Annotated in this window: 26 protein-coding genes and 1 pseudogene; 16 read left to right on the top strand and 11 right to left on the bottom strand. The window is 59.8% G+C overall.

Annotated elements, in window-relative coordinates:
* Nucleotides 1–1730 (bottom strand): retention module-containing protein (locus tag AACY42_RS27165; RefSeq protein ID WP_339483542.1); only part of this gene is annotated, 1730 nt, incomplete at its 3' end.
* A gap of 455 nt (nucleotides 1731–2185) precedes the next feature.
* Here AACY42_RS27165 and AACY42_RS27160 point away from each other — a divergent pair.
* The 3 genes from AACY42_RS27160 to AACY42_RS27150 all read left to right on the top strand — a co-directional run bounded on the left by AACY42_RS27160 (nucleotide 2186) and on the right by AACY42_RS27150 (nucleotide 7203).
* Nucleotides 2186–3544 carry a TolC family outer membrane protein gene (locus AACY42_RS27160; RefSeq protein WP_339483540.1) on the top strand — a complete coding sequence of 453 codons (1359 nt, stop codon included), beginning with the start codon at nucleotides 2186–2188 and terminating at the stop codon, nucleotides 3542–3544.
* 30 nt (nucleotides 3545–3574) lie between these two features.
* A complete protein-coding gene (locus tag AACY42_RS27155; protein WP_339483538.1) occupies nucleotides 3575–5734 on the top strand; it encodes a type I secretion system permease/ATPase in 2160 nt (719 codons plus the stop codon).
* Nucleotides 5735–5838: 104 nt separating this feature from the next.
* Complete coding sequence (locus AACY42_RS27150) at nucleotides 5839–7203, top strand: HlyD family type I secretion periplasmic adaptor subunit (protein ID WP_339483537.1); 1365 nt, start codon at nucleotides 5839–5841, stop codon at nucleotides 7201–7203.
* Between the two features lie 149 nt (nucleotides 7204–7352).
* Here AACY42_RS27150 and AACY42_RS27145 read toward each other — a convergent pair whose 3' ends face one another.
* Nucleotides 7353–7949: a tRNA-uridine aminocarboxypropyltransferase gene (locus AACY42_RS27145; protein ID WP_339483536.1), complete on the bottom strand. Its 597-nt coding sequence runs from the start codon at nucleotides 7947–7949 to the stop codon at nucleotides 7353–7355.
* A gap of 2 nt (nucleotides 7950–7951) precedes the next feature.
* The gene (locus AACY42_RS27140) at nucleotides 7952–8845 is read right to left on the bottom strand and encodes a LysR family transcriptional regulator (RefSeq protein ID WP_339483535.1); all 894 of its coding nucleotides are present in this window, start codon (nucleotides 8843–8845) and stop codon (nucleotides 7952–7954) included.
* 249 nt (nucleotides 8846–9094) lie between these two features.
* Here AACY42_RS27140 and speB point away from each other — a divergent pair, with 249 nt between their 5' ends.
* From speB to AACY42_RS27120, 4 genes and pseudogenes are all read left to right on the top strand, one after another.
* Complete coding sequence (gene speB, locus AACY42_RS27135; protein ID WP_339483534.1) at nucleotides 9095–10045, top strand: agmatinase; 951 nt, start codon at nucleotides 9095–9097, stop codon at nucleotides 10043–10045.
* Between the two features lie 9 nt (nucleotides 10046–10054).
* Entirely contained in the window at nucleotides 10055–10462 is a 408-nt protein-coding gene (locus tag AACY42_RS27130; RefSeq protein WP_339483533.1) for a YybH family protein, read from the top strand.
* 49 nt (nucleotides 10463–10511) lie between these two features.
* Nucleotides 10512–12026, top strand: coding sequence for a purine-cytosine permease family protein (locus tag AACY42_RS27125; protein ID WP_339483546.1), 1515 nt, complete (start codon nucleotides 10512–10514; stop codon nucleotides 12024–12026).
* 264 nt (nucleotides 12027–12290) lie between these two features.
* A pseudogene (locus AACY42_RS27120) lies at nucleotides 12291–12473 on the top strand (sodium:solute symporter); the annotation flags it as partial.
* Nucleotides 12474–12595: 122 nt separating this feature from the next.
* Here AACY42_RS27120 and AACY42_RS27115 read toward each other — a convergent pair.
* Both AACY42_RS27115 and ptrR read right to left on the bottom strand, forming a co-directional pair.
* On the bottom strand, nucleotides 12596–12724 hold the full coding sequence (locus AACY42_RS27115; protein ID WP_003198971.1) for a PA1414 family protein: 129 nt from the start codon (nucleotides 12722–12724) through the stop codon (nucleotides 12596–12598).
* A 139-nt stretch (nucleotides 12725–12863) separates the two neighbouring features.
* Nucleotides 12864–13757, bottom strand: a complete 894-nt coding sequence (gene ptrR / locus AACY42_RS27110; RefSeq protein ID WP_339483531.1) for a putrescine utilization regulator PtrR — start codon at nucleotides 13755–13757, stop codon at nucleotides 12864–12866.
* A 103-nt stretch (nucleotides 13758–13860) separates the two neighbouring features.
* Here ptrR and AACY42_RS27105 point away from each other — a divergent pair, with 103 nt between their 5' ends.
* Nucleotides 13861–15033, top strand: a complete 1173-nt coding sequence (locus tag AACY42_RS27105; RefSeq protein ID WP_339483529.1) for an MFS transporter — start codon at nucleotides 13861–13863, stop codon at nucleotides 15031–15033.
* Here AACY42_RS27105 and AACY42_RS27100 read toward each other — a convergent pair whose 3' ends face one another.
* Together AACY42_RS27100 and AACY42_RS27095 are read right to left on the bottom strand one after the other, a co-directional pair.
* Complete coding sequence (locus AACY42_RS27100; RefSeq protein ID WP_339483527.1) at nucleotides 15034–16488, bottom strand: NCS1 family nucleobase:cation symporter-1; 1455 nt, start codon at nucleotides 16486–16488, stop codon at nucleotides 15034–15036.
* Nucleotides 16489–16916: 428 nt separating this feature from the next.
* Nucleotides 16917–17753, bottom strand: coding sequence for a CvfB family protein (locus AACY42_RS27095; RefSeq protein ID WP_339483526.1), 837 nt, complete (start codon nucleotides 17751–17753; stop codon nucleotides 16917–16919).
* Between the two features lie 338 nt (nucleotides 17754–18091).
* Between AACY42_RS27095 and AACY42_RS27090 the strand changes: the two genes are divergently transcribed.
* The 3 genes from AACY42_RS27090 (at nucleotide 18092) to AACY42_RS27080 (ending at nucleotide 20134) form a co-directional block, all read left to right on the top strand.
* Nucleotides 18092–18280: a hypothetical protein gene (locus AACY42_RS27090; RefSeq protein ID WP_339483525.1), complete on the top strand. Its 189-nt coding sequence runs from the start codon at nucleotides 18092–18094 to the stop codon at nucleotides 18278–18280.
* Between the two features lie 195 nt (nucleotides 18281–18475).
* Complete coding sequence (locus AACY42_RS27085) at nucleotides 18476–19186, top strand: TorF family putative porin (RefSeq protein ID WP_339483524.1); 711 nt, start codon at nucleotides 18476–18478, stop codon at nucleotides 19184–19186.
* Nucleotides 19187–19267: 81 nt separating this feature from the next.
* Nucleotides 19268–20134: a DUF6279 family lipoprotein gene (locus AACY42_RS27080; protein ID WP_339483522.1), complete on the top strand. Its 867-nt coding sequence runs from the start codon at nucleotides 19268–19270 to the stop codon at nucleotides 20132–20134.
* Between the two features lie 142 nt (nucleotides 20135–20276).
* On the opposite strand, the gene AACY42_RS27075 is transcribed toward AACY42_RS27080, so the two are convergent.
* A complete protein-coding gene (locus tag AACY42_RS27075) occupies nucleotides 20277–20669 on the bottom strand; it encodes a transcriptional regulator (protein WP_339483521.1) in 393 nt (130 codons plus the stop codon).
* 185 nt (nucleotides 20670–20854) lie between these two features.
* Here AACY42_RS27075 and AACY42_RS27070 point away from each other — a divergent pair, with 185 nt between their 5' ends.
* Complete coding sequence (locus AACY42_RS27070) at nucleotides 20855–21586, top strand: DUF899 domain-containing protein (RefSeq protein ID WP_339483519.1); 732 nt, start codon at nucleotides 20855–20857, stop codon at nucleotides 21584–21586.
* An 83-nt stretch (nucleotides 21587–21669) separates the two neighbouring features.
* Here AACY42_RS27070 and AACY42_RS27065 read toward each other — a convergent pair whose 3' ends face one another.
* Both AACY42_RS27065 and AACY42_RS27060 read right to left on the bottom strand, forming a co-directional pair.
* Entirely contained in the window at nucleotides 21670–22299 is a 630-nt protein-coding gene (locus AACY42_RS27065) for a DUF1493 family protein (protein WP_339483545.1), read from the bottom strand.
* Nucleotides 22300–22307: 8 nt separating this feature from the next.
* Nucleotides 22308–22736, bottom strand: coding sequence for a hypothetical protein (locus tag AACY42_RS27060; protein ID WP_339483518.1), 429 nt, complete (start codon nucleotides 22734–22736; stop codon nucleotides 22308–22310).
* Between the two features lie 788 nt (nucleotides 22737–23524).
* On the opposite strand from AACY42_RS27060, the gene AACY42_RS27055 reads away from it, so the two are divergent.
* From AACY42_RS27055 to AACY42_RS27045, 3 genes are all read left to right on the top strand, one after another.
* Nucleotides 23525–23797, top strand: a complete 273-nt coding sequence (locus AACY42_RS27055) for a hypothetical protein (RefSeq protein WP_058544380.1) — start codon at nucleotides 23525–23527, stop codon at nucleotides 23795–23797.
* 117 nt (nucleotides 23798–23914) lie between these two features.
* Nucleotides 23915–24217, top strand: a complete 303-nt coding sequence (locus AACY42_RS27050) for a type II toxin-antitoxin system RelE/ParE family toxin (protein WP_258648095.1) — start codon at nucleotides 23915–23917, stop codon at nucleotides 24215–24217.
* Nucleotides 24210–24509, top strand: coding sequence for an addiction module antidote protein (locus AACY42_RS27045; protein WP_188252113.1), 300 nt, complete (start codon nucleotides 24210–24212; stop codon nucleotides 24507–24509). Before AACY42_RS27050 ends, AACY42_RS27045 begins: the two co-directional genes overlap by 8 nt.
* A gap of 68 nt (nucleotides 24510–24577) precedes the next feature.
* Here the strand turns inward: AACY42_RS27045 and AACY42_RS27040 are convergent, their stop codons facing one another.
* Nucleotides 24578–25282, bottom strand: coding sequence for a transposase (locus AACY42_RS27040; protein ID WP_339483514.1), 705 nt, complete (start codon nucleotides 25280–25282; stop codon nucleotides 24578–24580).
* 51 nt (nucleotides 25283–25333) lie between these two features.
* On the opposite strand from AACY42_RS27040, the gene AACY42_RS27035 reads away from it, so the two are divergent.
* Complete coding sequence (locus AACY42_RS27035; RefSeq protein WP_339483544.1) at nucleotides 25334–26284, top strand: IS4 family transposase; 951 nt, start codon at nucleotides 25334–25336, stop codon at nucleotides 26282–26284.
* Nucleotides 26285–26691 lie beyond the last annotated feature (407 nt).

Here is a 26691-nt window from a genome sequence, read left to right as displayed (position 1 = left end):
ACGGCTTTGGGCAGGTCGTCGACGATATTGACGTCCAGATTCCCGTTGGCGGTGGTGCCGTTGTCGTCGATGGCGACGACCGCAAATTGCTCGCTGAGGCTGTTGGCGCCGTTGGCGTTTGGATGGGTTTCATTGTCCAGCAGCGTGTAGCTGTAACTGACCACCCCAGTCGCAGCGTTGAAACCGGTGATGGTCAGGGTGTTGCCCAGCGCGGTGATAATCGATTGTGGGAAACCGGCTGCCACACCGCCCGTCACCACGTTGATACCGCCCACGCTCAGGGTCTGCACACCGTCCAACGCAGTCACGGTAAAGGTGCCGCTTTGGGTCAGCGCCGGCGCATCCGGGCTGCTGCCGTCGCTGAGGTTTTTCTCCAGCAGCGACAGTTCGCCACCTGCAGCATCCAGCCCTACCAACACCACCGGATCATCATTGTTATGCACCTGCAACACCAGGTTCGCCGTGCTGGTGTCGCCATCGGCATCGGTCAGGGTGTAGGTGAAGGTCTCGGTGCCGCTGCCCCCGCCATGCAACGCGACGAATTGCGGGTCGCTGGTGTTCAGGGTGTAGGTGTACGTGCCGTTGGGATTGAGCACGAGGGTGCCGTAGGTGCCGGTGAACGTCCCACCAATGATCGGCCCACTGTCGGGGCCGGTGGGGATCCGGTCGGCGCCCTGATGATCGTTGGGCAATACGTTGCCGGTGAGGGTAACCAAAGTTTCCGACGCCGTATTGGCGTGGCTGTCGTCGATCGCCTGTGGCACGTCATCGGTAATGTTGACGTCCAGGGTGCCGGTGGCCGTGTCACCGTCGGTGTCGACGGCCACCACCGCAAACTGCTCGGTGATGCTGTTGACACCGCCGCCGGCCGGATGGGTTTCATTGTCCGTCAGGGTGTAGCTGTAGCTGACCACCCCGGTGGCCGGGTCATAGCCGGTGATGGTCAACGTGTTGCCCAGCGCCGAAGTAATGGTTTGGGGGAAGCCTGCGGGCACGCCGCCGGTGATCACGTTGATGCCGCCGATGCTCAGGCTGCTCAGCCCGTCAGGCGCGGAAACCGTGAAGGTGCCGATTTGCACCAGCGCACTCGGATTGCTGGCCGAACCATCGGCCAGATTGGCCTCGTTGGTGGTCAGTTCACCGCCCTCGACATTGACCCCGTCGAGGGTCACGGGGTTGTCCGGAGTCTCCGGCGGCACGGTTGCATCGTCGCCCGTGTTATCCGGGTCACCGGCCAGGCGCAGTTGTGGAAACTCGGGAATCCCGTTGAACCCGGCCGTGGGGAAACCAATCTGCGGATCGACCTGCCCGCCGACTTCTTCCAGCAGCACAAAGCTGTGCCCGCCGCCCACGCCCCCCGGGTTGCCACCCTCGGGGCCGGCGGCCGTGGCTTCACCGGTCTGAGTCGGGTCGGCGCCGGCGGCGATGGCTTGCTGCAGCTTTTGCACATTGGTCAGTTGCGCGTTACTCGGTGTCGCCGCGTCAGGCGTGTCGACATCAGGCGCAGGGTTGGCGAGCAACTGCGAGGTCAGGGTCAGGTTGCTTTCGCGGCCCAGGGTCAACGTCTGGCCGTTCTGCATATGAACAGCCACGGCCCCTTCGGCACCGGTGACCAGGTGTTCGCCGGCATAAAGCCGATCGCCTTCGACCAGAGGCCGCCGCAGGCCACCGGCCGCTTCTGCGAAAACTTGCCCGACCACTTTGCTGACGATACCGATGAGCGCTGCCATGTGCATTTCCTCCGTTGCCGACCGCAATCGGCACCTGTCTGGGTGAAGAATCCGTCCTCAGGTTTGGCGACCAACAAAGCTGGAAAATCTGCCAGCTTTCGTGAAAACAGAAGGTGCTAGCAATTCGCCAGAATGACAAAAAACCGTCACCAAAAAACACATCTCACATCGCCCTTCCGGTACTTCTTCACGTTACTTAAACATCTGCATGGAACTTTTATTGACGCCTAAAAGCCGTCAGAACCCTCAGATTCAAAGGCTTTCGCTTTGAACAATGTGCCGGTTTTTTTCAAGCACATAAGTTTTTTTCGGCATAAGTCTTATGAAAAATTCTTCTTAGGTTTTGCTCAGGATGTTCTTAGCTGTGTTGTTACAAGGTTGAAACGGTTTTGATCTTTAATTCGTCAATATTTTGGCGACAAGCAAAGCACTACAGACATCAGGAGATGCACCTCATGCGCGTTCTAACCCCCCTCTGCAGCGCGGTTTTGCTGGCCATGGCCTGCTCCTCTCAGGCGCAGGCCATATCCTTGACCGAAGCGATCCAGAGCACCATTGCCACTCACCCAGAGCTGGCACAACGGGTAGACAGCCGTCTGTCAGCCAATGAAGACGTCAAGGTCGCCCGAGGGGGCTTTTTCCCGTCAGTGGATTTGAATGCCGGTTACGGTCGTGGCTATAGCGACAACACCAACACCCGAGCCTTGGGTAATCACCACACCAATATCCTGACCTACACCCAATCGGAGCTGCGTCTGCGGCAGATGATCTTCGACGGGTTCAACACCGCTAATGAAGTGGAGCGCACCCAAGGCGTGGTCAACTCCCGGGCCTATTATGCCCAGGGCACCGCCCAGGATCTGGCGCTGCGCACCATTGAGGTCTACCTGGAAGTGCTCAAGCGTCGTGAACTGGTGACCCTGGCCAAGAACAACCTGCAGGCGCACCTGCGGGTCAACGACCAGATCGGCTTGCGCACCGAGCGTGGGGTGGGCAGCACCGCCGACTCCGACCAGTCCAATGCCCGTCGGGCCCTGGCGGAAAACAACTACGACACCGCCCAGGTCGACCTGGCCGACGCCGAAGCGAATTTCTACAGCGTGGTCGGGCGCATGCCCGATGAGCTGGAAGCGCCACCCTCGACCAAAGGCGAAATCCCTGCCGACCTGCGCGAAGCCCAGCAAAGCATGGTGGATAACAACCCGTACCTGAAATCGGCCCAAGCCGACATACAGTCCGCCGAGAGCCAGTACGAAGTAGCGAAGTCGCCGTTCTACCCGCGCTTTGACGCCGAGGCGGCGGTGGGCGCCAATAACAACCTTGGTGGCGAAGAAGGCCACGACAACAACTGGCGGGTCGGCGTGGTGATGAACTACAACCTGTTCCGCGGTGGCAGCGACAAGGCACGGCTGGCGTCCAACGCCCACCAGATCAACCAGGCCATGGACATCCGCAACAATGCCCTGCGCCAGCTCAACGAAGACACACGCCTGGCCTGGAACGCGATGCTCAACGCCCGCAAACAGACCCCCACCGCCCGCGAATATGCCGACACCACCGCCCGTGTGCGCGCTGCGTACCAGGATCAGTTCGGTCTCGGCCAACGCACCCTGCTCGACCTGCTCGACAGCGAAAACGAGCTGTACAACGCCAACCGTCGCTACACCGAAGTGCGTTACACCGAGGAGTACTCGATGTACCGGGTGCTGGCGAACATGGGCCTGTTGTTGCAAAAACAACGGATCGTGCTGCCGGCCGATGCGGTCGCGCAGACCGAAGTCAAGAACCAGGCTCGGCTGCCGGAACTGAAGTAGCCCCCCTCCAAAAAAATGGGAGCGAACAATGTGACCAGCATGGAACCCGCAACCCCCGGCGCCGATCCGCGCCTGAATTTCGATGATCCTTTGCTGGACGGCCTGTTGATCCTCTGCAAACTCCATGGCGCGACGGTCAGCCGCGCCAGCCTCAGCGCCGGGCTTCCTATGGCGCACCAACGCTTGAGCCTGGACCTGCTGCCACGCGCAGCGGCCCGGGCCAGCTTGCAGGCGCGGCTGTTGCGTCGTGAGCTGGCGGATATTTCCCCCTTGAACCTGCCGGTGATGCTGATTCTGGCGGGCGGCCGCTGTGCGGTCTTGCGGCGCTGGGGTGAGGATGGCAAGGCGCTGATTCTGCCCTGCGAGGCCGACGGCGGCGAGCAGTGGGTCAGCCGCGAGGAACTGGCCCTCGACTACAGCGGCCAGGCCTTGTTCGCCCGGCCGCGCCATGAACTCGAAGACCTGCGTTCGCCCCTGGTGCCGCGGGTCGAGGCGTGGTTTCGCGACACCTTGAAGCTGTCGCGCTGGCTGTACAGCGACGCGATCCTGGCGAGTTTCCTGATCAACCTGCTGGGGCTGATGGTGCCGCTGTTCGTCATGCAGACCTACGACCGCGTGGTGCCGAACCAGGCCACGTCGACCCTGTGGGTGCTGGCCGTGGGGCTGTTGATCGGTACGGGTTTCGAACTGGTATTGCGGGTGGTGCGCGCCCATCTGCTGGACACCGCCGGCAAGAAAACCGACGTGATTCTCTCTGCCACCCTGTTCGAGCGCATCACCGGCATGGCGATGAAGGCCAAGCCAGTGACCATCGGCGGCTTCGCCCAGAGCATCCACGACTTCCAGGGCCTGCGCGAATTCCTCACGGCAGTGACCCTCACCAGCCTGATCGACCTGCCCTTCGCCCTGCTGATGCTGGTGGTGATCGGCCTGTTGAGCGGCTGGCTGGTGGTGATTCCGGTGGTAGCGTTTCCGCTCACCATTATCTTCGCGACGATCATCCAGGTGCGCCTGCGCGACACCGTGGAAAAAAGCCTGGCCCTGGGCGCCCAGCGCCAGGCACTGCTGATCGAAACCCTCGGCGGCCTGGAAACCCTCAAGGCATGCAGCGCCGAGAGCGAGCGCCAGCATCAATGGGAAAGCACCCATGGTGCCCTCACCCGCCTGGACAGCCACGCGCGCAACCTCTCGGCACTGGCGACCAACGGCACCTTGTTCCTGCAACAACTGGCGGGCATGGCGACCATCGTTGCCGGGGTCTACAGCATCATCGCCGGCAACCTCAGCGTCGGTGCGCTGGTAGCGACCTACATGCTCGGCAGCCGGGTGCTCGCCCCGCTCGGGCAGATCGCCGGGTTGATCACCCGTTACCAGCAAGCCCAGCTCACCATGCGCAGCACCGATGCCCTGATGGCGTTGCCTCAGGAGCGTGACGCCAAGCAACGGCCCCTGGACCGCACCCAATTGCAGGGCGCGCTGGACGTCAGCGGCGTGACCTTCCACTACAACGGCCAGAGCGCTCCGGCGCTGGCTAATATCAGCTTCAGCCTCAAACCCGGCGAACGGGTCGGGATCATCGGCCGCAGTGGCTCGGGCAAGAGCACCCTGGCGCGCCTGGTGATGGGGTTCTATGCGCCGGAGGAAGGCCAGTTGCTGCTCGACGGCCTGGACCTGCGGCAACTGGACGTCGCCGACCTGCGTCAACAGATCGGCTACGTCGCCCATGATCTGCCGCTGCTGGCCGGCAGCCTGCGGGACAACCTCACCTTGGGCGCCCGCTACATCAGCGACGCGCGCATGCTGGAAGTGGCAGAACTGACCGGTGTCACCGAACTGGCGCGCCAACATCCCCAAGGTTTCGACCGCCCGGTGGGCGAGCGCGGGCAACTGCTCTCCGGCGGCCAACGCCAGGCCGTGCTACTGGCCCGGGCCTTGCTGCTCGACCCGCCGATCCTGCTGCTGGACGAACCCACCAGCGCCATGGACAACAGCAGCGAAGACGTCTTGCGACAGAAGCTTCACCCCCATGTACAGGGCAAGACCGTGCTGCTGGTTACCCACCGCACCTCGATGCTGAGCCTGGTGGACCGCTTGGTGGTGCTGGACAACGGCCGGATCGTGGCCGATGGACCGAAAGACGCGGTGATCGATGCGCTGCGCAAGGGACGGGTGGGCTCCGCAGCGGTATAGAAACAACACCGTAATCTGTGGGAGCAGGCTTGTTCCCACAGATAACCCTCTCAAGCCACGGGTATGTGTTCGGCTTTTTTTCTCTCACTGACGGGTACCGCCCCATGTCTGCTCAAACACCGGATTCAGCCGCCCGAAGCTACTTCGGCAGTTTCAGCAAAAGCGCTGAAAGCGAGTTCATGCCGGAAACCGCTGGCGCCACGCTGCAGGATTCGCCCCGCCGCTCGCGGGTGACCGTGTGGTTGGCCGCCGGTTTGATCATCACCGGGCTGGTTTGGGCGAAGTTGGCGGTGTTGCAGGAAGTCACCACCGGCGAAGGCAAGGCGATTCCGTCGAGCAAGATCCAGGTGATCCAGAACCTGGAGGGCGGCATCGTCACGGAGATATTCGTCCGCGAAGGCCAGATGGTGAACAAGGGCGACACCCTGCTGCGCCTGGACGACACGCGGTTCCTGTCGAACAAGGGCGAAAGCGAGGTCGACCGCTATGCCTTGACCGCCCAGGTCGAGCGCTTGTCGGCCGAGGCCGAGGGCCGGCCGTTCGATCTTTCGGCCGAGGTGATTGCCAAGGCCCCGCAAGTGGCCGAGGACGAGCGCTCACTGTACGAACAACGCCAGCGGCGTCTGGCCAGCGAGCAACGCACCCTGACCGAACAATTGCGCCAGAAGACCCAGGAACTGGCGGAGTTTCGTTCCAAGCAAGGCCAGTTCAGCTCCTCCCTGGCCTTGCTGCAAGAAGAAATGAACATGTCCGCCCCGCTGGTGCGCACCGGGGCGGTATCACCGGTGGAGATCCTGCGGCTCAAACGCAGCGCGGTGGAAATCCGCGGCTCGCTCAATGCCACCACCCTGGCCATTCCCCGGGCCGAATCGGCGATCAACGAGATCAAGAGCAAGATCGACGAATCGGAACAGACCTTTCGCTCCGAGGCAGCCAAGGACCTCAACGAGAAACGCACCGAACTGTCGAAAATCACCGCCTCGAGCATCGCCATCGACGACCGCGTGAGCCGCACCACCGTCGTCTCGCCTGTGCATGGGGTGATCAAGCAACTGAAGGTCAACACCATCGGTGGCGTGGTGCAGCCGGGCAGCGACATGGCGGAAATCGTGCCCCTGGAAGACAACCTGCTGATCGAAGCCAAGGTCCGCCCTCAGGACGTGGCGTTCCTTCATCCAGGCCAGAAGGCCATGGTCAAGTTCAGCGCCTACGACTACACGATCTACGGCGGGCTGAGCGCCAAGCTCGAACTGATCAGCGCCGACACCATCACCGACGACAAAGGCAACAGCTTCTACCTGATCCAGGTGCGCACCGATAAAAACCACCTGGGTGGGGATGCCAACCCCTTGCAGATCATTCCGGGGATGGTGGCGACGGTGGACATCATCACCGGGGAGAAAAGTGTCCTGGATTACCTGCTCAAGCCGGTGTTGAAGGCGCAGACCGAGGCGATGCGCGAGCGATAGGTTCTAACTGGGCGCTCCTCTGATCATGAGGCCGCCATCGCGAGCAGGCTCGTTCCCACATTGGATTTGTGGTGACCACAAATCTTGTGTGCACTGAAGATCAACTGTGGGAGCGGACTTGCTCGCGAAGGCGGCGGCAAAGACATCCATTATTTCTCAGCATGGTTACGCCGAAACGTCTCCTCCCCCATCGCCGCGATCTGCCCCTCGATCAATGCCTCGAACGGCCTCAGCAACAGCTCGAAACTCGCCGGCGCTTCAAGCACCTGCAACGCCTGGACAATCGCCTCGACCGTCGACAACGCTCCCGGTCCCGGTGCCTTGCGCAAACGATAACGAGACACCCCGCCCTCGGCCAACGTCACCCTCGGCAGCGCCGCCAGCAGCGGGTTGAGGTGCAGCAACTTGCGTGCCTTGCGCCAGGTGCCGTCGGGCACGACCAGAAGCAACGGGTCATCGGAGGGTACATAGGCTTGCAGCGGCTGTGCATCATCATCCGGAAACAACAACCGCGCCTGATAACCCGGTTGATTGAGTAACCTGGGCAAATCCTCGAACACCTCGCCCACGATCAGTTCAGCATTACTGAGGCCCAAAGCCGCCAGCCTGGCCGTGTTCAAGGCATGGTTCACTTCGCTGGGATGCTGCAACAGCAAGACGCGGGTGCGGCTGTCGAGGCTGGGGATCAACGGGCACAGGCAATGGCTTTGCGGTCGTTGGCAACGCGGACATTGAGTTCTGGACATGGTCAGGCCTGATTCAGTTGAGCTTTGAGCAAATCACGGAAGGTCTGGATCAGCGGCTCGCGGCTGCGACCACGGCGCACGATCATCGAAAACGGCGCCTGATAGCCGAAGGTCGCCGGCAACAACACGCGCAAGTCGCCCTTGTCGATCCAGGCCTGAGCGTAGTGCTCAGGCAGGTAACCGACGTAGGCACCGGACAACACCAGGATCAACTGCGCCTCCATGCTCTCCACCGTCGCCGCGCTGTGCTTGAAGCCATGACGGGCCAGTTCGGCCTGGCTCCAGTAACCGCGCCCGACCATGCGCTGCTGAGTGATGACTTGCTCGGGGATGCGCCGCTCGTTGAACAGCGCATGGCGGTTGCTGCAATACAACCAGTGCTGTTCACGGTACAGCGGCATATAAACCAGCCCGCTCATGCGCGTGGAAAACGCGCCGATGGCCAAGTCCAGGCGGTTGTCCTGCACGCCGAGTTGCAGCTCATAAGGGCTCATGACCGACAGATGCAAATGCACCGCCGGATGCTCCTGGCTGTAGGCACCGATGGCTTCGGCGAACGGCAAGGCCCTGTCACTGACCGTGGAATCGATCACCCCCAGGTTCAGCGTGCCGCGCAGTTCACCTTTGAGCGCGGCGGCGTACTGCTCGAACCCTTCGAGCTCGCCCAGCAGGCGCAAGGTTTCCTGATGGAACAACTCGCCCTTGCTGGTCAGGCTGAACCCGCCCCGGCCGCGATGACACAACACCAGGCCCAGGGCCGCCTCAAGCTGGCTCATGTAGGTGCTGATGGCCGACGTGGACAGGTTGAGCTCGTGCTGGGCATTGGCGAACCCCTGGTGCCGGACCACGCTGACGAAAATGCGCAGCAGTTTCAGGTCGGGTAAAGCATTGGCCATCAGGGTGTCTCCATACAGGCGGGTCACTGCACACTTTGTGGCGAGGGGATTTATCTGTGGGAGCAAAGCTTGCTCCCACAGGCTTGCACCCACCATTTAACCTCAACAGGTCAATCGCGAGTCTATCGCCCCCACCCGCCATTAGTTTAGAAAAATCTGAACTAAGTATTTGCCGCCAGCGATTCTTCACGGCAACGGCTTTTCGCAGAATCGGCCCCTGATAAATAAAACAACGATGAGGCCCTACCCGTGGACAAGATTCTTCACCAACCACTGGGCGGCAACGACATGCCGCGCTTCGGTGGCATCGCCACCATGATGCGACTCCCCCACTTGCAAACCGCTGCCGGCCTGGACGCTGCGTTCGTCGGCGTGCCGCTGGACATCGGCACCTCCCTGCGCGCCGGCACCCGTTTCGGACCCCGCGAGATCCGCGCCGAATCCGTGATGATCCGCCCCTACAACATGGCCACTGGCGCCGCGCCGTTCGACTCGCTGTCGGTGGCCGACATCGGCGACGTGCCGATCAACACCTTCAACCTGCTGGACGCAGTGCGGATCATCGAAGAGTCGTACCACAAGATCCTCGAACACAACGTCATCCCCCTGACCCTGGGTGGCGACCACACCATCACCCTGCCGATCCTGCGGGCGATCCACAAGAAACACGGCAAGGTCGGCCTGGTGCACATCGACGCCCACGCCGATGTGAACGACCACATGTTCGGCGAGAAGATCGCCCACGGCACCACCTTCCGCCGCGCCGTGGAAGAAGGCCTGCTCGATTGCGACCGCGTGGTGCAGATCGGCCTGCGGGCCCAGGGCTACACCGCCGATGATTTCAACTGGAGCCGCAACCAGGGTTTCCGCGTGGTCCAGGCCGAAGAATGCTGGCACAAATCCCTGGCCCCGTTGATGGCCGAAGTGCGTGAAAAAGTCGGTGGCGGTCCGGTCTACCTGAGCTTCGACATCGACGGCATCGACCCGGCCTGGGCCCCTGGCACCGGCACCCCGGAAATCGGAGGGTTGACCACCATCCAGGCGATCGAAATCGTCCGTGGTTGCCAGGGCCTCGACCTGGTCGGCTGCGATCTGGTAGAAGTCTCGCCGCCATACGACACCACCGGCAACACCTCGCTGCTGGGCGCCAACCTGCTGTACGAGATGCTCTGCGTACTGCCTGGCGTGGTTCATCGCTGAGGTGCGCCCATGAACAAACAGGACCAAGTGCTCCAGGCCGCTGCACATTTGGTGGCGGCCTTCGCCCGCAACGACCGCGACGCCTACTTCGGTGCGTTCACGGCTGATGCGAGTTTCGTGTTCCACACCCTCGAACAGCCCCTGCTGTCACGCGATGCTTACCAGGCGTTGTGGGATCGCTGGCGGTCCGAGGATGGCTTCGAGGTGCTCAATTGCACCTCAAGCAACGCCTTCGTCAGCCTGCTAGGGGACGTGGCGATTTTCATCCATGACGTGGCCACCGAGTTGCGCATGCAAGGGGAGCTTCACTTTAGCCAGGAGCGCGAAACCGTTGTGTTTCGCCAAGAACAACAAGGCCTATGGCTGGCCTGTCACGAACATTTGTCCGCAATGCCGGAAGGGCTGCCAATCCCTTAGCAACAGGTGGCGCCCGCACACGACGGGCGCGCCTTTATGATCGGAGCAGATCATGTATAACAATAACGACAACAACCTTACGCAAATTGAAACCTTCGGGGTCGAACAGATCCCGGACCACGAACGAACCGCCGGCCCAAGCGACCTGTTTCGCCTGATCTTCGGCGGCGCCAACACCTTCGCCACCGCCGTGCTCGGCAGTTTCCCCGTGCTGTTCGGCCTGTCATTCCAGGCCGGGGTCTGGGCCATTGTGCTGGGCGTCCTGGTGGGTTCGATCATCCTCGCGCCCATGGGTCTGTTCGGCCCGCTCAATGGCACCAACAACGCGGTGTCTTCCGGTGCACACTTCGGCGTGCACGGGCGAATCGTCGGCTCGTTCCTGTCGTTGCTGACCGCCATCGCGTTCTTCTCGCTGTCGGTGTGGAGTTCGGGGGACGCGTTGATCGGCGGCGCCAAACGGTTGATCGGCATGCCAGAGACCGACCTGAGCCTGGGCCTGGCCTACGGCCTGTTCGCCCTGCTGGTGTTGACGGTATGCATCTATGGCTTTCGCTTCATGCTGTGGGTCAACCGCATCGCCGTGTGGGCGGCCAGCCTGCTGTTTTTGCTGGGCATTCTCGCCTTCGCACCGACCTTCGACAGCCAGTTCGCCGGCACCGTCAGCCTCGGCCAGCCGGGCTTCTGGGCGGCGTTCATCGGCGCGGCGTTGGTGGCCATGAGCAACCCGATTTCCTTCGGTGCATTCCTGGGTGACTGGTCGCGCTACATCCCCCGCGATACGCCCAAGCGCCGCATCATGCTGGCCGTGATCGCTGCGCAGTTGGCGACGTTGATCCCGTTCCTGTTCGGCCTCGCCACCGCCACCATCGTGGCGATCAAGGCGCCGGACTACATCGCGGCCAACAACTACGTGGGCGGGCTGCTGGCGGTTTCACCGGGGTGGTTCTTCCTGCCGGTGTGCCTGATCGCGGTGATCGGCGGCATGTCCACCGGCACTACGTCGCTGTATGGCACGGGGCTGGACATGTCCAGCGTGTTTCCACGGGTGCTGTCGCGGGTCAAGGCGACGCTGCTGATCGGCGTGCTGTCGATTGCCTTCATCTTCATCGGGCGCTTCGCGGCGAACCTGGTGCAGAGCGTCTCGACCTTCGCCGTGCTGATCATCACCTGCACCACGCCATGGATGGTGATCATGATCATCGGCCTGCTGGTGCGCCGCGGCTTCTACTGCCCGGATGACCTGCAAGTGTTCACCCGCGGCGAAACCGGCGGGCGCTACTGGTTCAGCCACGGCTGGAACTGGCGCGGCCTTGGGGCATGGATCCCCAGCGCGCTGGTGGGGTTGTGCTTCGTCAACCTGCCGGGGCAGTTCGTCGGGCCGCTGGGAGAACTGGCAGGCGGAATCGACATCAGCCTACCGGTGACCCTGGGTCTGGCCTCGGTGGTGTACCTGGTATTGCTGAGCCTGTTTCCAGAGCCGACGGCGGTGTATGGCCCGGGGGATCCGCGTAGCAAGGACGCTTCGGAGCCCTTCGATAAACCAGCCCTCAAGCAAACCGCCTGATCCGAGAAGCTGTGGCGAGGGAGCGCGCTCCCTCTCGACTGCATCCATAAGAACTGTGAGCCGTGTAGGAACCGCGTAGGAACTGTGTAGGAGCTGTCGAGTGCAACGAGGCTGCGATCTTTCCCCAGACATTTGAGTCTCAAGCGAAAGATCAAAAGATCAAAAGATCGTCCAAACGCGGCCCGAGCCTTCGCCAGTGCCTACAGAACCCAGCGGGAGCAATCTCTGGCCACAACAGCGCGCTCGCGCTGAGGCTGCAGCGCCAGGGGCAGCACCGCCGGCGCAATCACCAGCCTGTCGCTGGGCTTGCTGACCGCACTGTTCTTCATGCTCAAGGACCGCCTGGACGCCCACACGCCGATTTACTACAGCCTGAGTGCGCTGGTGAGTTTTGTGCGGGTGAGCTTGTTGTCGCCACGGCCGAAGGTGGTGGCCAAGGCGGTTTGACCGACACCCTGGCAATGAACTCGCCCCCACAGCGTCGGCCTCCACAAATAAAAAGATCGCAGTTGCGGACCATCTCAATTGAAATGGTCCGCAGCTGCGATCTCTCCAAATGCCTGGTGGGTTTACCGGCGGCGCGGTTGGCGGCGGCGTTGCTCGTCATCGGTGCGGATCGGTACCGGTTGCATCGGTGGCTCGATCAGGCCAAGCGCGACACCCAGGTCGTGAAGCCAGTTCTGGATTTTCTCTTTCATCGTGGTGCCCCCTCAGGGTGGTACAAGCAGCAAATTACTGTGGCCCCTTCGCACTGATAATAGTCCGATGTTCTACGCAATGCTCGTCTCAGTCTGCAATGATCTGTTACTGAATTAATCAAAACCCACCTCCCGGAGCTCAAGCCGATTGCACCGTCGTCATGGGCGCTCGTGGCCAGGCCTGTTGTTGCAATTCAAGCCAGGCGTTGAGGTTGGCTCCGACCATGCCTTTGCGCCACATCAACCAGGTCGTGGCGCTGGCAAACGGCTCGACCAACGGGTGCACCGCCACCCGCTCGCGGCCCGGCAGGCTGGCCAGCATCGACTCCGACATCAGCGCCACCCCGGACCCGGCGATCACACACGCCAGCATCCCTTGGTAAGACTCGATTTCCATCGCCCGGCCCATGGTGGCATGGTCATGGGCAAACCAGGCTTCCAACCGCATCCGGTAGGAGCAACCACGCCGGAACGTGAACACCGCGCGGCCCTGCACATCCAACGCACTGCGCACGGGCGAGTGATCGGCCTCGGTGATCAGCACCAGTCGTTCGTCGCACAACGGCACGCCGTCCAACCCCGCCAACTCCAGCGGGCCGTCCACCAACGCCGCGTCGAGACGATTGGTGAGCAAACCCTCAAGCAATTCACCACTCGGCCCGGACTGCACTTGCAGGTTCACCTCCGGATACGCCCGATGATAAGCCGCCAGCAAGTCCGGCAGATGCGTCGCCGCCGTGCTGTACATCGTGCCCAGCAGGAAGTCCCCGGCCGGCTGCCCGCCCTGTACGGCGGCATGGGCTTCGTCGTGCAAGGCGAACAGCTTGGCCGCATAGTCCAGTAGGACTTTTCCGGCCGGTGACAACTGCAAACGCTGACGCTCGCGCAAGAAAAGGTCCACGCCCAGTTGCTCTTCCAACTGCTTGAGCCGGGTCGAAAGGTTCGACGGTACCCGGTGCAGGCGCTCGGCGGCCCGGGTGATGGAACCTTCCTCGGCCACAGCCTGGAAAATCCGCAATTGGCTGAACTCCATGACCTTCTCCAAAAAAGAACAAGTTACTCACTATTATTCATTTTTAATGAAAGTCAATCAGTCCTAGCCTGACGGTCATTCGCCTCGACACTGGAGAACGACCATGTCACCTCTTATTCGCCTGCTCGGCAGTTTCATCGCGCTGATGATGGCCATGGGCATCGGCCGCTTCGCCCTGACGCCCCAGTTACCTCATTTGATCGGCGAAGGTCAGATCGACTTGACCACCGCCGGTCTGATTGCCGCGGCCAACTACCTGGGGTATTTCCTCGGCGCGCTGGATGCCATGTTCGTTCGCCGTCCGGAACAGGTGCGGCGACGGTTGCTCGGCGGCCTGTGGCTGTGCGTGCTGCTGACCCTGGCGTCGTTCTGGGCCTGGGGCTTCTGGCCACACCTGGCATTACGCTTTGGCACCGGCGTGGCGAGCGCCTGGGTGCTGGTGATGATCACCGCCCTGAGCCAACCCTTGGCTGCGGCGGCGGGACGGCCACGCCTGGGCGCACTGGTGTTTGCCGGCCCGGGGCTGGGAATTTTCCTGACCGGCCTGCTCGCTTTGGGTTCGAATCTGCTGGGCCAGACCTCCGCAACCCTGTGGCTGATGTATGCCGGCGTGGCCTTGGCGATGTTGCTGATGATCTTGCCGATCCTGCCGCAGCCGGTCGTAGCAACACCTGTCGCCGGGCCAACCAGCCCTTCACCGAACGCTGGCGTCGCTCGACTGGGCGTGGTGTACGCCCTGTATGGCCTGGGCTACATCATTCCGGCTACGTTCCTGTCGCAAATGGCCTCGGCGCAGTTCCACGGGCAATGGCTGGCCGACCTGTTCTGGCCCTGCTTCGGCCTGGCTGCCGCCAGCGGCGTGTTGTTGGTCAGCCTGCGTCGCCCCAACCCGAACACCACCGGTCGCTGGCTGATCGGTACGCTCTGGCTGCAAGCCGCCGGCGTATTTGCCTGCCTGCTGGGCAGTGGGCCGGGGCTGGCGTTGGGGGTGATCCTGTGTGGCGCGCCGTTCCTGGCCTGCATGCAACTGGTGATGCTGCGTTCCCGGGAACTGGCACCCCACGCCACTCAGCGCAACGCGGGCCTGTTGACCGCCTGTTTTGCCCTGGGCCAGCTCAGCGGGCCACTGCTGGCGGCGCTGAGCAGCCATTTCAGCGGCGGCCTGCAACCGGCGCTGATCATTGCCGGCAGCGGCCTGCTGCTGGCCGGAGGCCTGTTGCTGCGGCCCGCCAACCGCAGCGCGGCGAGCCCTTGCGCCCAAACCGTGCTGCGTTGATCAGGCCTGCTCGGCCGCGCTGAACACTTTGTTCAACTGCCCCGCCGACTCGCGTCGCGCCAAGGCGAAATACAACACTGCGCCGAGGAAACAACCGGTGAACCAGGCAAAGTTGGCCATCGGTTGCAACAGCGGCGTGAAGGTGATCGCCACGCCCATCAGCGTTGCCGGAATCAGCGCCTTGACCGCGGTCCAATTGACACCACCACTGTAGTAATAGCGCCCGCTCGGCCCGTCATTGAACAGCGCGTCGACGTCGATCTGCTGTTTTCTGATCAGGTAGTAATCCACCAGCAAGATCCCGAACAGCGGCCCGATGAACGCCGCCAACACGTCCAAGGTGTAGTGGATCACTTCGGGGTTGTTGAACAGGTTCCACGGCGTGATGAAAATCGAGGCCACCGCCGCGATCATGCCGCCGGCGCGCCAGCTGATCTTGCTGGGCGCGACGTTGGCGAAGTCGAACGCGGGAGAGACGAAGTTGGCGACAATGTTGATGCCGATGGTGGCGGTCACGAAGGCAAAGGCGCCCAGCAAGACGGCCACGTCGTTGTCGATACGCGCCACAGTGGCAATCGGGTCGTGGAGCATTTCGCCGAACACCGGCAAAGTCCCGGAAACAATCACCACGGTGACCAGGGAGAACGCCAGGAAATTCACCGGCAGCCCCCAGAAATTGCCCCGACGCACGTCAGACATGCTCCGGCAATAACGGCTGAAATCGCCGAAATTCAGGGTCGGGCCGGAAAAGTACGACACCACCAGCGCCGTCGCCACGATCACTTGGCCGAACGCCTGCCAGCCAGACAAGGACTTTTCCGCCAGGGTGAAGCTGATATTGCTCCAACCGGCCTTCCACGCGATCCAACCGGCCAACAGGAACATCACCGCATACACCACCGGCCCGGCCCAGTCGATGAAACGACGGATCGACTCCATCCCGGTCCAGAACACCAGCGCCTGGACGAACCACAGGCTGAGGAAACCGAACCAGCCCAGGTAGGACAAACCGGCAAAATGCGGTGTCGCATAGACCTCCATCGAAGGAACGAACCGTAGCACCACGATGATCAGCGCGCTGGACGCCAGGTATGTCTGAATCCCGTACCACGCCACGGCGATCAAGCCACGGATGACTGCAGGGATATTCGCCCCGAACACGCCAAACGCCAGCCGACAGATCACCGGGTACGGCACCGCCGCCTGCTGGCTCGGCCTGGCGACCAGGTTAGCGATCAACTGCACGAAGCAGATCCCGCCGAGCAAGGCAATCAACACCTGCCAACTCGCCAACCCCAACGCGAACAAACTGGCGGCGAAGACATAACCGCCCACGCTGTGTACATCACTCATCCAGAAAGCGAAGATGTTGTACCAATTCCATTTCTGCGGCAGCGGGCCCAGGTCTTCGTTATAGAGGCGAGGGCTGTAGCCGTTGGGCAATTGCTCGGACATTGCGGGGCTCCTTTGAGTACCGCCGTGCCCCCGTATCGACCTGCTCACCATACTGCGCACGGGAGCCGGCATGGTTTGTATACGCGTTGCCACGCAGAATGCGTGCCATAGGCGCGAGATGTGAGACAAACCGGGGTGTACAGCGGGAGTAAAAGCCGAGCAAGAGCTGACATGCGCCCACGAACAGGGCGTAGATGCATGCTAAAGGTGCAGGGTTTTGTATACAGACAGGCGCTCCCCCTGGGCTCTGTAGGAGCTGGCGAAGCCTGCGATCTTTTGATCTTCGCTTGAGACTCAATTTATAGGGGAAAGATCGCAGCCTCGTTGCACTCGACAGCTCCTACACAGCTCCTACACAGCTCCCAAATCGTCCTGCAACCAGCGAGAGCAAGCTCCCTTGCCACAGGACCACAGGATTCTGTGGTCAATCAGCTCAATTCAATGCGATCGGCATGAATGACAATCTGCCCATTCTTGTACAGCGCACCAATGGCCTTCTTGAAGTTGCCCTTGCTCACGCCAAACAGGCTGCTGATCAGCACCGGGTCGCTCTTGTCGCTGACCGGCAAGGTGCCGTCGTTCTCCCGCAACTTGGCGAGGATCTTGGCGTTCAGGCTGGTGGCGGCTTCCTGGCCTACGGGCTGCAGGCTCAGGCTGATCTTGCCGTCCGGGCGGACTTCCTTGATGAAGCCTTTTTCCTGTTTGCCGGCGCGCATGAACTTGAAAATTTCATTCTTGTGGATCAGGCCCCAGTGCTTGTTGTTGATGATCGCCTTGAAGCCCATGTCGGTGGCTTCGGCGACCAGCAAATCCACTTCCTGACCCGGCGTGTAGTTGGCCGGAGTCTTGTCCAGATAACGATCCAGGCGCGCCGTGGCAGTGATGCGGCGGGTGTGCTTGTCGAGGTAGACGTGCACCACGCAGTACTCGCCGGCGGTCATCTGGCGCTTTTCTTCGGAGTACGGCAGCAACAGATCCTTGGGCAGGCCCCAGTCCAGGAACACGCCGATGCTGTTGACTTCAGCCACTTTCAGGCTGGCGAATTCACCCACCTGAACTTTGGGTTTTTCCGTGGTGGCGATCAGTTTGTCGTCGCTGTCCAGATAAATGAAAACATTGAGCCAGTCTTCATCTTCGCTGGGAATATCCTTGGGAATATAACGGTTGGGCAGCAGGATTTCGCCGTCCGCACCGCCGTCCAGATATAAACCGAAGTTAGTGTGTTTAACCACTTGCAAACTGTTGTAGCGCCCGACTAAAGCCATTTCCAATACCCTCATTGCGTGGGCGGCATTCTACCCGGTTTTGCAGCCTGATTCGTGGCCGCCGGTGAGGTTTACTGGCACGGCCCTGCACAACCGTTGATTTTCCTGGGCTTTCGCCCCAGGCACGGCCATTCGTCAGGCGGGCGACGGTGCGTAGCGCTCGCCATCGTCGCCCTATTTCGCCCTCGGTTGTTATTTAAAACAGAGGCTTAGGGCAATCATTGCAGGGTAACCGCTCATTATTCCGTCACCACAGCGATAATTCAGAAGGATATTTGCCAAGCAATTGTCAAGTATTTCCTGTACGATGCCTGGCCCAATTAATTATCTACAGGTTAATGGCCGTCATGCGCGTAAAAGCATCCAACAGCAAAGCAAAGCCAGCTCCAGCCGTTGAAACCAGCGAGTCGATCAACAACCAGATCGCTGCGTTCCTCAAGTCCGGCGGCGAGATCCAGCAAATTGCCAAAGGCGTCAGCGGCCAGACATTCGGCCCTTCCAAGCAGATTAGCCTGGGCAAGAAGTAACCTGCACGTCACCTGGTCCCAAAGCGCTTTGAGCTTCGAAGCGCTTGGACTGGAACCCTCCCCCGCCCCACCCATTTCCCATGATTCGACGAACGGCCGTCGCAGCCGACCATTCGCCGGTATGCTTGGACCTCTCTAGCCCAAGCCTTTCAGCTCAGTTATCGTTCCTGCTCCTCGTTATTGATGGAATGAAGCATGCGCATCTCCCTTGTTCCGCTGACGGTCAGCCTGCTCTCGTGCTCCCTCGTCCACGGGCAGGTCTTCCAGCGCGAACTCGGCGACTTCGACCTCAAGCTTGGCACCACTCCCAGCCGCAGCATGGCCCAGGGCCTGGTCACGCCGTCGAGCAGCGGTTCGTTCCATGGTGGCCTGGACCTGAGCCACGACAGCGGCTGGTACGTCGGCCACTGGTCACCCAGCGTGGGCGTATCCGCCAACCTCGAGGTGGATTCCTACATAGGCTTTAAACAACCCTTCGACCAGACCCTGGGCTACGAAGTCGGCCTGATCCACTACAGCTACCCCACCCTCGATACTCCCGGCAGCCAGGAGTTCTACGGCGGTCTGACCGTGTTCGGCAGCCGTTTTGGCGCCGCCCTGAGCAACGACCCGGACAAACAGAACAGCACGCTGTTTGCCGACCTGGGCGGCAACATACCGTTCGGCATTGGCATCAGCGCCAAATACACCACCCACCAACTCAATACGCCAGTGTCGGTCGAGAACGGCTATGTAGGCAGTTTCAGCGACTGGTCACTGAAAATTTCCCGGCCCTGGATGGGCATCGACCTGGACCTGATCTACAGTGACTCAAGCCTCAGCGGCAGCAGTTGCTCGGCATACTCCGGCCACAACAGCGAATGCGACAGCCTGCTGACCCTCAAGATGGCCCACCCTTTTTACTAAGCGTTACGCATTTAATCGGCTGAACTGCCGCGCGTCTGCGATGCTCAAACAAAGCACCGACGCCTTCGCAAGGACTCGCTCATGCCGCGCTGGTTGACCCGCACCACCATGCTCATCGCTCTGTTGCTGGCCGTCACCGCCTGCAGTCGCATCGGCCTGGCCTACCGCAACCTCGACCTGATCATCCCCTGGACCCTCAACGATTACCTGGACATCAGAGGCGAGCAAAAAGACTGGTTCAACGAGCGCCTCAAGGACCACCTGACCTGGCACTGCACCACCCAATTGCCCGGCTACCTCGACTGGCTGGATCGCCTCAAGACCATGGTGCAAACCGACCAGGTAACCGATGAAGCGCTGCTACAACGCACCCGGGAAGCCAAGGCCGCCCTCGCCGAAACCGCCCGGGAAATCACCCCCTCGGCCATCGAACTGCTGCAAAGCCTGAACGACGACCAAGTCGATGACATGGACGCCGCCTTCGTCAAGGACCAGCGCAAACGCCAGCAGCAATACCTCAAGCCGATGTTGCAGGAGCAGATCCAGGAACGCAGCGAACGCATGGTCAAACGCCTGGACAACTGGCTCGGCCCGCTCAACGACGCCCAGCGCCAACGGGTGACGGCCTGGTCCACCGCCCTGGGTGAGCAGAACCAGCAATGGATCGCCAACCGCGCCCACTGGCAAAACCAGTTCAGCGAAGCCGTCGCCCAACGCCACCGTCCCGACTTCCCCGAACGCATCGAACAATTGCTGGTCAACCGCGAAAGCCTCTGGACCCCCGCCTACCGCGAAGCCTTCAGCAAAACCGAAGCCCAGGCCCGCAGCCTGCTGGTGGACCTGATGACCGAAAGCACCCCGCCCCAGCGCGAACGGCTGCTGAAGAAGATCGACGGGGTGAAGAAGGATTTCAGTGATTTGAGGTGCCTGAAGGCAGCACAAAGCTAAGTAAGCACTGATTTAAAACCAGTGAGATCCAATGTGGGAGCGAGCCTGCTCGCGATAGCATTCTGACAGACAACTTATCCTTAACTGTCAGACCGCTATCGCGAGCAGGCTCGCTCCCACATTAGGATTCAGTGCTGGCCTGTCAGGCAATCTGCGCCTTCGAAGCCAACTCATCAAACGTAAACTCATCCAGCGCATCGTCCTGATCATCCAGCACCTGGCGTGGGTGATCGTTACCCGGAATGCTGCTATCGATCAGGCTCAACAAACGCGAGCCACGCGGCGTCAGCACAAAATTCTCACCGTTGCCGCCCTCTTCCTCCGGCCGCGGCTCGATATAGCCACGGTCCAGCAGCAACTTCTCGTACTTCCCGGCAACCGTTTTCAGATGATCGAGGTTCTCGATCGCCTCACCTTCAGCCGCTTTCTGCGCCGCATGCTCCTCCGCATAAGGCCGAGGGGTAAAGCTGTGGCCGGCGCCGTTCTGCACTTCGTGCAACAACCGTTCGATCAAGTCCCAGTTATAAGTCGTCATCCTGGTCCATCCTCCAAAGAGTGAGATGCCTACTTAGGTTGTGACCGAGGCGCTGCGCCGCCGTTCAGCTGGGTTTCCAGGCGGTCTCTGCCTTGAGCCGACCAACGGCCTGTCGAATGGCTCCGAGGCCAAACGACCAACTGTTGAAGGCCGACTTCGCGGCCCTGACCACAGGAGAAATCACCATGAACGTAGAGAACCATCCAGTCGTCTCGCGGGAAGAATGGCTCGCCGCCCGCCGCCAACACCTGGCCCACGAAAAGGCCTTCACCCGCGAACGGGACACACTCAGCGCCGAACGCCGCGCCCTGCCCTGGGTCAAAATCGACAAACCCTACCGCTTCCAAGGCCCACAAGGCGAACTGAGCCTGGCCGACCTGTTCGGCGGCCGCAGCCAACTGATCATCTACCACTTCATGTTCGGCCCCGGCTGGACAGAAGGCTGCCAGGGCTGCTCGTTCCTGTCCGACCACATCGACGGCGCCAACCAACACCTGGCCCACCACGACGTGGCCGTGGTCGCCGTCTCCCGCGCGCCCTTCGCCGAATTCCAACCCTTCAAACGCCGCATGGGCTGGGCCTTCGACTGGGTCTCATCGCAAGGCTGCGACTTCAACTACGACTTCGGCGTCAGCTTCAAAGCCGAAGACACCGCCGCCGGAAAAGCCACCTACAACTACGAAAAAACCGACACCACCGAAGGCGAACTCCCCGGCCTTAGCGTCTTCTATCGCAACGAAGCCGGCGACATCTTCCACACCTACTCCACCTACGCCCGCGGCCTCGACATCCTGGTCGGCACCTACAACTACCTCGACCTGACGCCCAAGGGCCGCAACGAAGACGAAATCATGGACTGGGTGCGGCACCACGATAAATACGAAGAGGCCAAGCCCCATAGTTGCTGCCACAGCTGATGCGCCAACCCGCCCAGTCGAGCGCGATCCCTGTGGCGAGGGAGCTTGCTCCCGCTCGACTGCGTAGCGGTCGCCTCATGGAATTAACTCAGGCCCTCCAACACCCGAGTATCCCAGCGCCGCGCCTTGATAGCCTGATATAGCATTCCGATGGTCAGCGGAACGTCACCGACGCGCCCCTTGCCCCCGAGCCATAGAAGCCGGTCGAACATCGACGGGGGAAAGTAGCGGCACGACTTGTAATCAGAAAAATCTATTCCGAAGTCCTGCCGCAGCGCGTCTATCAGATAACGAGCCTCACGCCTGTCACAGCCCAAGTCGAGATTGATCGCCGTGTCCAAACCAATGCCTCTATGCCTGGGAAGACCGATCTCTTCTTCCAGCAAACTTAATAACTGCTGCATCTGCGAATCGGCGGGGAAATCGTCAGCCAGATTGCTCGATACACGCCACAACGGATGAAGGTGCGACCCGTACCTCAGGCGACGATATTTGTTCTGGGTAACAAACAGCCCCAACCCCATTAGGAGCGTACCAATCGAAATAATGGGAGTACTGAAAAACAACATCATGTAGGGCAACCACAAAATCAGAACCAGTCCCCCCGCCAATAGCGCCAGCCCGGACCATTTTCTAAGGCATCTATCCTTGATCTGGTAATGCAGGTATAGGTAGAGACTTAGAAAAAACAATGACTGGACGCAATAAATCATCAAGCTGTCTATCCCTGAGCATAAACGACCATCGAGGATGTGGACCGCTGAGGACCGATCCCGCCCCTGACTTGCGCATCGAAACCCACGACAATGTCGCCAGCGTGATAAGTACGCAGCTTGCTGGATATGAACTCACCCGCCACTTTTGCAACCATCCTGCCCCCTTGTTCGGAAACCATTCCCATCGGCGCGGCAATCGCATCAGCAATCAGGTCTTTTATGACCAGCCGCTGGTTATTCAACAGCTCACCCTGCTGCCTGGTCAGCGGTTTGGAAATGGCCACCGTCATCACACAAGGCAGATTGCTGGGCAGCATCTTCTCGTACAGCTCCGCCAGTCGATCGCGCACCTCGGTGAGTGAAGTTTTCGCTTCCAGTAAACAAAGACGCTTGAGCGAGTCACGGCCACCGGGGGCCACGGTGAAGCGAGTCACGGAAAAAACAACTCCGTAATGACCTATGTATCGGGTTCTTTCGAGGTTCACTGTATTTCTGCCGAGCCGATGGAGTCGGGCAAGGAGTTTGCCTTAGGCACAAGGAGCTTGAGCGGACGTTACGAGCGGCAAAAAGCAGTTTGGGAAGAGACTGACGAGGCAGAGTGTTTTTTCCCACAATTTGATGTGAGCGAGAACCGGACCCAACCACGATTGAAAAGACAGGCCGATCTCGATTGGTCTGTCTCGAATCCCCACACCCGGCGACGCCCGAGGGATGATTCAGGCGAAAGCGAGCTTTTCTGCCAGCTCACGGCCGCTGATACCGTTCGGTTCCAAGTAAGTCTCGGCAATGAACTCCCCGGGGGGAGGGTTGTGCGTAATCCTCAAGTCGAGCCTCCCGTGGCGAGGGAGCTTGCTCCCGCTCGACTGCGCAGCAGTCGCTTGCTTTGCCTGAGTAAGCCGACAACTACCAGATCAAAGGTCCTATATAAAGCTCGGAAAGCGGTGTCTTGTGGCATTGGAGCAGCCCAGCCTATAGTCCCTCGTCGCCCACAAAGGCGACTCGGGTTTGGCGACTCGATTACAGAGAATGCGAAAGCTACCGGCTGATTGCAGGTACCGACGCACCCGCAAAGCCGCTATATTCCACGGCGGCTGTGCGCGGGAGATCTTCGGATCTGCCGGTTTTCTCTGTAACCGGTTCGCCAACCTGCGCACAGCCACCACCCAATCGTTTGGCGACGACTGAGTGATGGCTTTCAGCCAATCAAACAGAGATCTTCAAAATGAATCGATATATGCCCATCACTGGCATCGACTGTGTCCCCGCAACCTTGCTCATCGACACCGAAGCCCCACTCGACGTCCTCTTCGAAACCGCGGACTACCGTATCCGCACCGTGACCCAGGTGCTGGAAAACATCGCGTTCCGCTCGGATATCAGCTCCGATACGGTGGTGCTATCCGACTTTTGCAAAATGCTAACGATAGCGTTGCGCGATGGGTGTGATGTGATGGACGTGATTGGTAGACGGTTGCGGGCGCAAGCAGCTGAGTAACGAAAACGGGCGACCTCTGGGTCGCCCGTTTCACTTTCTAATTAGTGGAATAACAAGGCACACGCTTGACCTTGAACATGCAGCCTTGCTTTTTCTGTATTTTATAGACTACATTTTATGAAGAAGATCGAATCCAGCAAATTCCGATCCTGGCTGAAAAAGCTCAAGGATGACACCGGTAGAGCTCGTATCACTTCACGGATCAATCGACTGATAGAGGGTTTACCTGGCGATGTCGCTCCAGTCGGCCATGGTCTCAGTGAGCTACGAATTCACTACGGGCCTGGCTACAGGGTGTACTTCTACCAGCAGGGCGATGTGCTGGTGATTCTACTCTGTGGCGGCGACAAGGGCAGTCAGAGCCGCGACATTGAAACCGCCCACCAGATAATGCAGGCGTGGAGAGCACAAAATGACTGAGACTTTTACAGAATTCGACCCCGCAGAATACCTCAGCACTCCCGAGGCCATCGCGGAGTTCATGAGCGATGCCCTGGAAACCGGCGATGCAAGTTATATCGCCAAAGCGATGGGCGTAGTCGCACGAGCCAAGGGGATGACCGAATTGGCCAGGGAAACGGGCCTGTCGCGCGAACAGCTATACCGTTCCTTCAGCGAGCACGGTAATCCCACTCTGAAAACACTTCTGGCGGTCATGAAGGCACTTGGTGTCGATATGACGGCTCGGCCACACACGCACACTGCGTCGTAGTCCTAATGGAAAGGTGACGGAAAAGGCAAGGAAATAACGGGGACAGACCACGTTTCCAACTAAGACGACTATCGCTTTCCCGGACGCCCCGGGCGCCCTCGTTGAACTCGCCGTCCGATCACCGCTTCAATTTCGGCAGCAAATCGCGAGCTACCAAGCACATAGTTACCGGTGGTGGCGGCTCGGATTTGGTCAACCAGCCCTACTCCCAGCTCGCTTCTAAAGAGCTCCCTGTAAGCTTCTGCAGTCGGTATATCCGCCCCGCCAAGCGACAGATACTGGGCATACGGGGTAATAAAATACGAAGACTCTGATTGTGCGTTAGCGCGATAACTCGACCAACGATATTCCGCTGGATGCGTTACCATCTTTGCCCGGACAGGATTCATTTCTATATAGCGATAACAGGCCAAAACATAGCTATCATTTTGAACAAGGCATGAGCGAAAGCGCCCTTCCCACAGGGTCCCACTGCGTCCATATGTACGATTCACGTACTGCACATACCTCTGCCCTATCCCCTTCATAAGCGAACCCGCACTACTTTGCTCTTGAGGGCTGACTAGCAAATGAACATGATTACTCATCAAACACCACGCATGAATTTCACATCCGCTCTTACTGGCTTGCTCAGCGAGCAGCTCCATATAAAAAATATAATCATCATCTGAGAAAAAACATACCGATCGATTATTCCCTCGCTGTACTAGATGCAGGGGACACCCGGTATCAATACGCGTGCTCTGCGTGGCATATAGGAAGAGTCCTTTCATACAGTCGAGCCAAAAGCTTAGTCAACCTAATAGAAAACATCACTTCCTTATATTTCTTGCTGTTTCAGCCTGTCAAAACACATCACAAAATCGTGGTCTGTCCCCGGTTCTTTAGGCTTTCCCATCTGCCGGTTGGTGGGAATTGTTTGCCTCGCCAGCGGTGCTGTTTTGGATGCCTCGTTGGGACGTTTTCGCGGTAAAGGAGGTGATGAGCAGACGCTGCTCAGGACCATGCTCGATACCTTGGAACGAGGTGACATTGTGCTGGGCGATGCCTACTACGCAACCTACTTTTTGTTGTGTGAATTGCAACATCGAGGCGTGGACGGGGTGTTCGAACAATACGGCGCTCGACGGCGTAGCACGGACTTTCAATTGGGAAAGTCCTTGGGGTCGGAAGATCATTTGGTTGAGTTGAAAAAGCCCAAGGCAAAGCCGTCCTGGATGAGCCAGGTCTATTACGACGAGGCACCTGAAACGCTGACAGTACGTAAGTTGAAGGCCGGAGGGAAAATCCTGGTCACTACTTTGAATTGTCCACAGCAGGTGCCCAAAGCTGCCCTCAAATCACTGTTCAAAGACCGATGGCATGTGGAGCTGGATCTGCGCAACCTCAAGACTACGCTGGGGCTTGAAGCACTGAGCTGCAAGACGCCGGGTATGGCCGTCAAGGAGTTGTGGATCTACTTGCTGGCGCACAACCTGATACGGATGCTCATGGCGCAATCAGCTCTGTTGGCCGACTGCCTGCCTCGTGAACTGAGCTTCAAACATAGCCTTCAGCTGTGCCTTGCGTTGAGGCAGTACGGGGTTCAAGGGCAAGAAGATCAGATGCTGAATCTGCTTGAGCTGATTAGCCAGAAACGTGTCGGAAAGCGTCCCGGCAGGATAGAGCCGCGCGCCATAAAGCGAAGGCCCAAGCCTTACCCCACGCTGATGAAAACACGTCGATCAGCAAGGGCAGAGGTCAGGAAGAATGGACACCCGAAGAAGGTTAAGTAAGTGCCATTCAAATCTGTCCCCTTTTTTGTGCCTTTTTTGTGATTTTTTCACCACGTTCATAATCATCTGAATAAAACTCCGGTATGAGAAACAGCCTGTAATCAATGACAACCAGCCATCCTTCCAGATCAACAGCCCCCTCGACATTCATTATTATTTACCGATCACGATGGCGTTGACGCCGTTTGACATCGCTCCATCCAATAAACCTTGCTGGACGCCCCTTGGTCCGGCATGCGGATCTCGAGTCATGGGCACACAGGGACAGACCACATTTCTATCTAGGGATGGTCTGAAATAGCCGGATGTTTTCCGGCTATCGAGCCGTCAGTACTTTTCAAAAAACGACCCGCGTCGAAATTTGATCCATTTTCTTCATTTTTCAGCCCTTCCGGGCGCAGCAAGGC

Source organism: Pseudomonas sp. RL_5y_Pfl2_73 (assembly GCF_963970515.1).
GTDB lineage: Bacteria > Pseudomonadota > Gammaproteobacteria > Pseudomonadales > Pseudomonadaceae > Aquipseudomonas.
Note: the sequence above shows the minus strand (reverse complement) of the source record. Positions and strands in the feature narration are given on the sequence as shown.

Coding starts and splice junctions, on each gene's coding strand:
- AACY42_RS27075 (WP_339483521.1), bottom strand. CDS start 20,669: ATGACGACTTATAACTGGGACTTGATCGAACGGTTGTTGCACGAAGTG.
- AACY42_RS27045 (WP_188252113.1), top strand. CDS start 24,210: ATGACTGAGACTTTTACAGAATTCGACCCCGCAGAATACCTCAGCACT.
- AACY42_RS27115 (WP_003198971.1), bottom strand. CDS start 12,724: ATGAAAGAGAAAATCCAGAACTGGCTTCACGACCTGGGTGTCGCGCTT.
- AACY42_RS27085 (WP_339483524.1), top strand. CDS start 18,476: ATGCGCATCTCCCTTGTTCCGCTGACGGTCAGCCTGCTCTCGTGCTCC.
- AACY42_RS27090 (WP_339483525.1), top strand. CDS start 18,092: ATGGCCGTCATGCGCGTAAAAGCATCCAACAGCAAAGCAAAGCCAGCT.
- ptrR (WP_339483531.1), bottom strand. CDS start 13,757: ATGGAGTTCAGCCAATTGCGGATTTTCCAGGCTGTGGCCGAGGAAGGT.
- AACY42_RS27160 (WP_339483540.1), top strand. CDS start 2,186: ATGCGCGTTCTAACCCCCCTCTGCAGCGCGGTTTTGCTGGCCATGGCC.
- AACY42_RS27055 (WP_058544380.1), top strand. CDS start 23,525: ATGAATCGATATATGCCCATCACTGGCATCGACTGTGTCCCCGCAACC.
- AACY42_RS27050 (WP_258648095.1), top strand. CDS start 23,915: ATGAAGAAGATCGAATCCAGCAAATTCCGATCCTGGCTGAAAAAGCTC.
- AACY42_RS27145 (WP_339483536.1), bottom strand. CDS start 7,949: ATGTCCAGAACTCAATGTCCGCGTTGCCAACGACCGCAAAGCCATTGC.
- AACY42_RS27130 (WP_339483533.1), top strand. CDS start 10,055: ATGAACAAACAGGACCAAGTGCTCCAGGCCGCTGCACATTTGGTGGCG.
- AACY42_RS27080 (WP_339483522.1), top strand. CDS start 19,268: ATGCCGCGCTGGTTGACCCGCACCACCATGCTCATCGCTCTGTTGCTG.
- AACY42_RS27040 (WP_339483514.1), bottom strand. CDS start 25,282: ATGAAAGGACTCTTCCTATATGCCACGCAGAGCACGCGTATTGATACC.
- AACY42_RS27140 (WP_339483535.1), bottom strand. CDS start 8,845: ATGGCCAATGCTTTACCCGACCTGAAACTGCTGCGCATTTTCGTCAGC.
- AACY42_RS27095 (WP_339483526.1), bottom strand. CDS start 17,753: ATGGCTTTAGTCGGGCGCTACAACAGTTTGCAAGTGGTTAAACACACT.
- AACY42_RS27070 (WP_339483519.1), top strand. CDS start 20,855: ATGAACGTAGAGAACCATCCAGTCGTCTCGCGGGAAGAATGGCTCGCC.
- AACY42_RS27105 (WP_339483529.1), top strand. CDS start 13,861: ATGTCACCTCTTATTCGCCTGCTCGGCAGTTTCATCGCGCTGATGATG.
- AACY42_RS27150 (WP_339483537.1), top strand. CDS start 5,839: ATGTCTGCTCAAACACCGGATTCAGCCGCCCGAAGCTACTTCGGCAGT.
- AACY42_RS27100 (WP_339483527.1), bottom strand. CDS start 16,488: ATGTCCGAGCAATTGCCCAACGGCTACAGCCCTCGCCTCTATAACGAA.
- AACY42_RS27065 (WP_339483545.1), bottom strand. CDS start 22,299: ATGATTTATTGCGTCCAGTCATTGTTTTTTCTAAGTCTCTACCTATAC.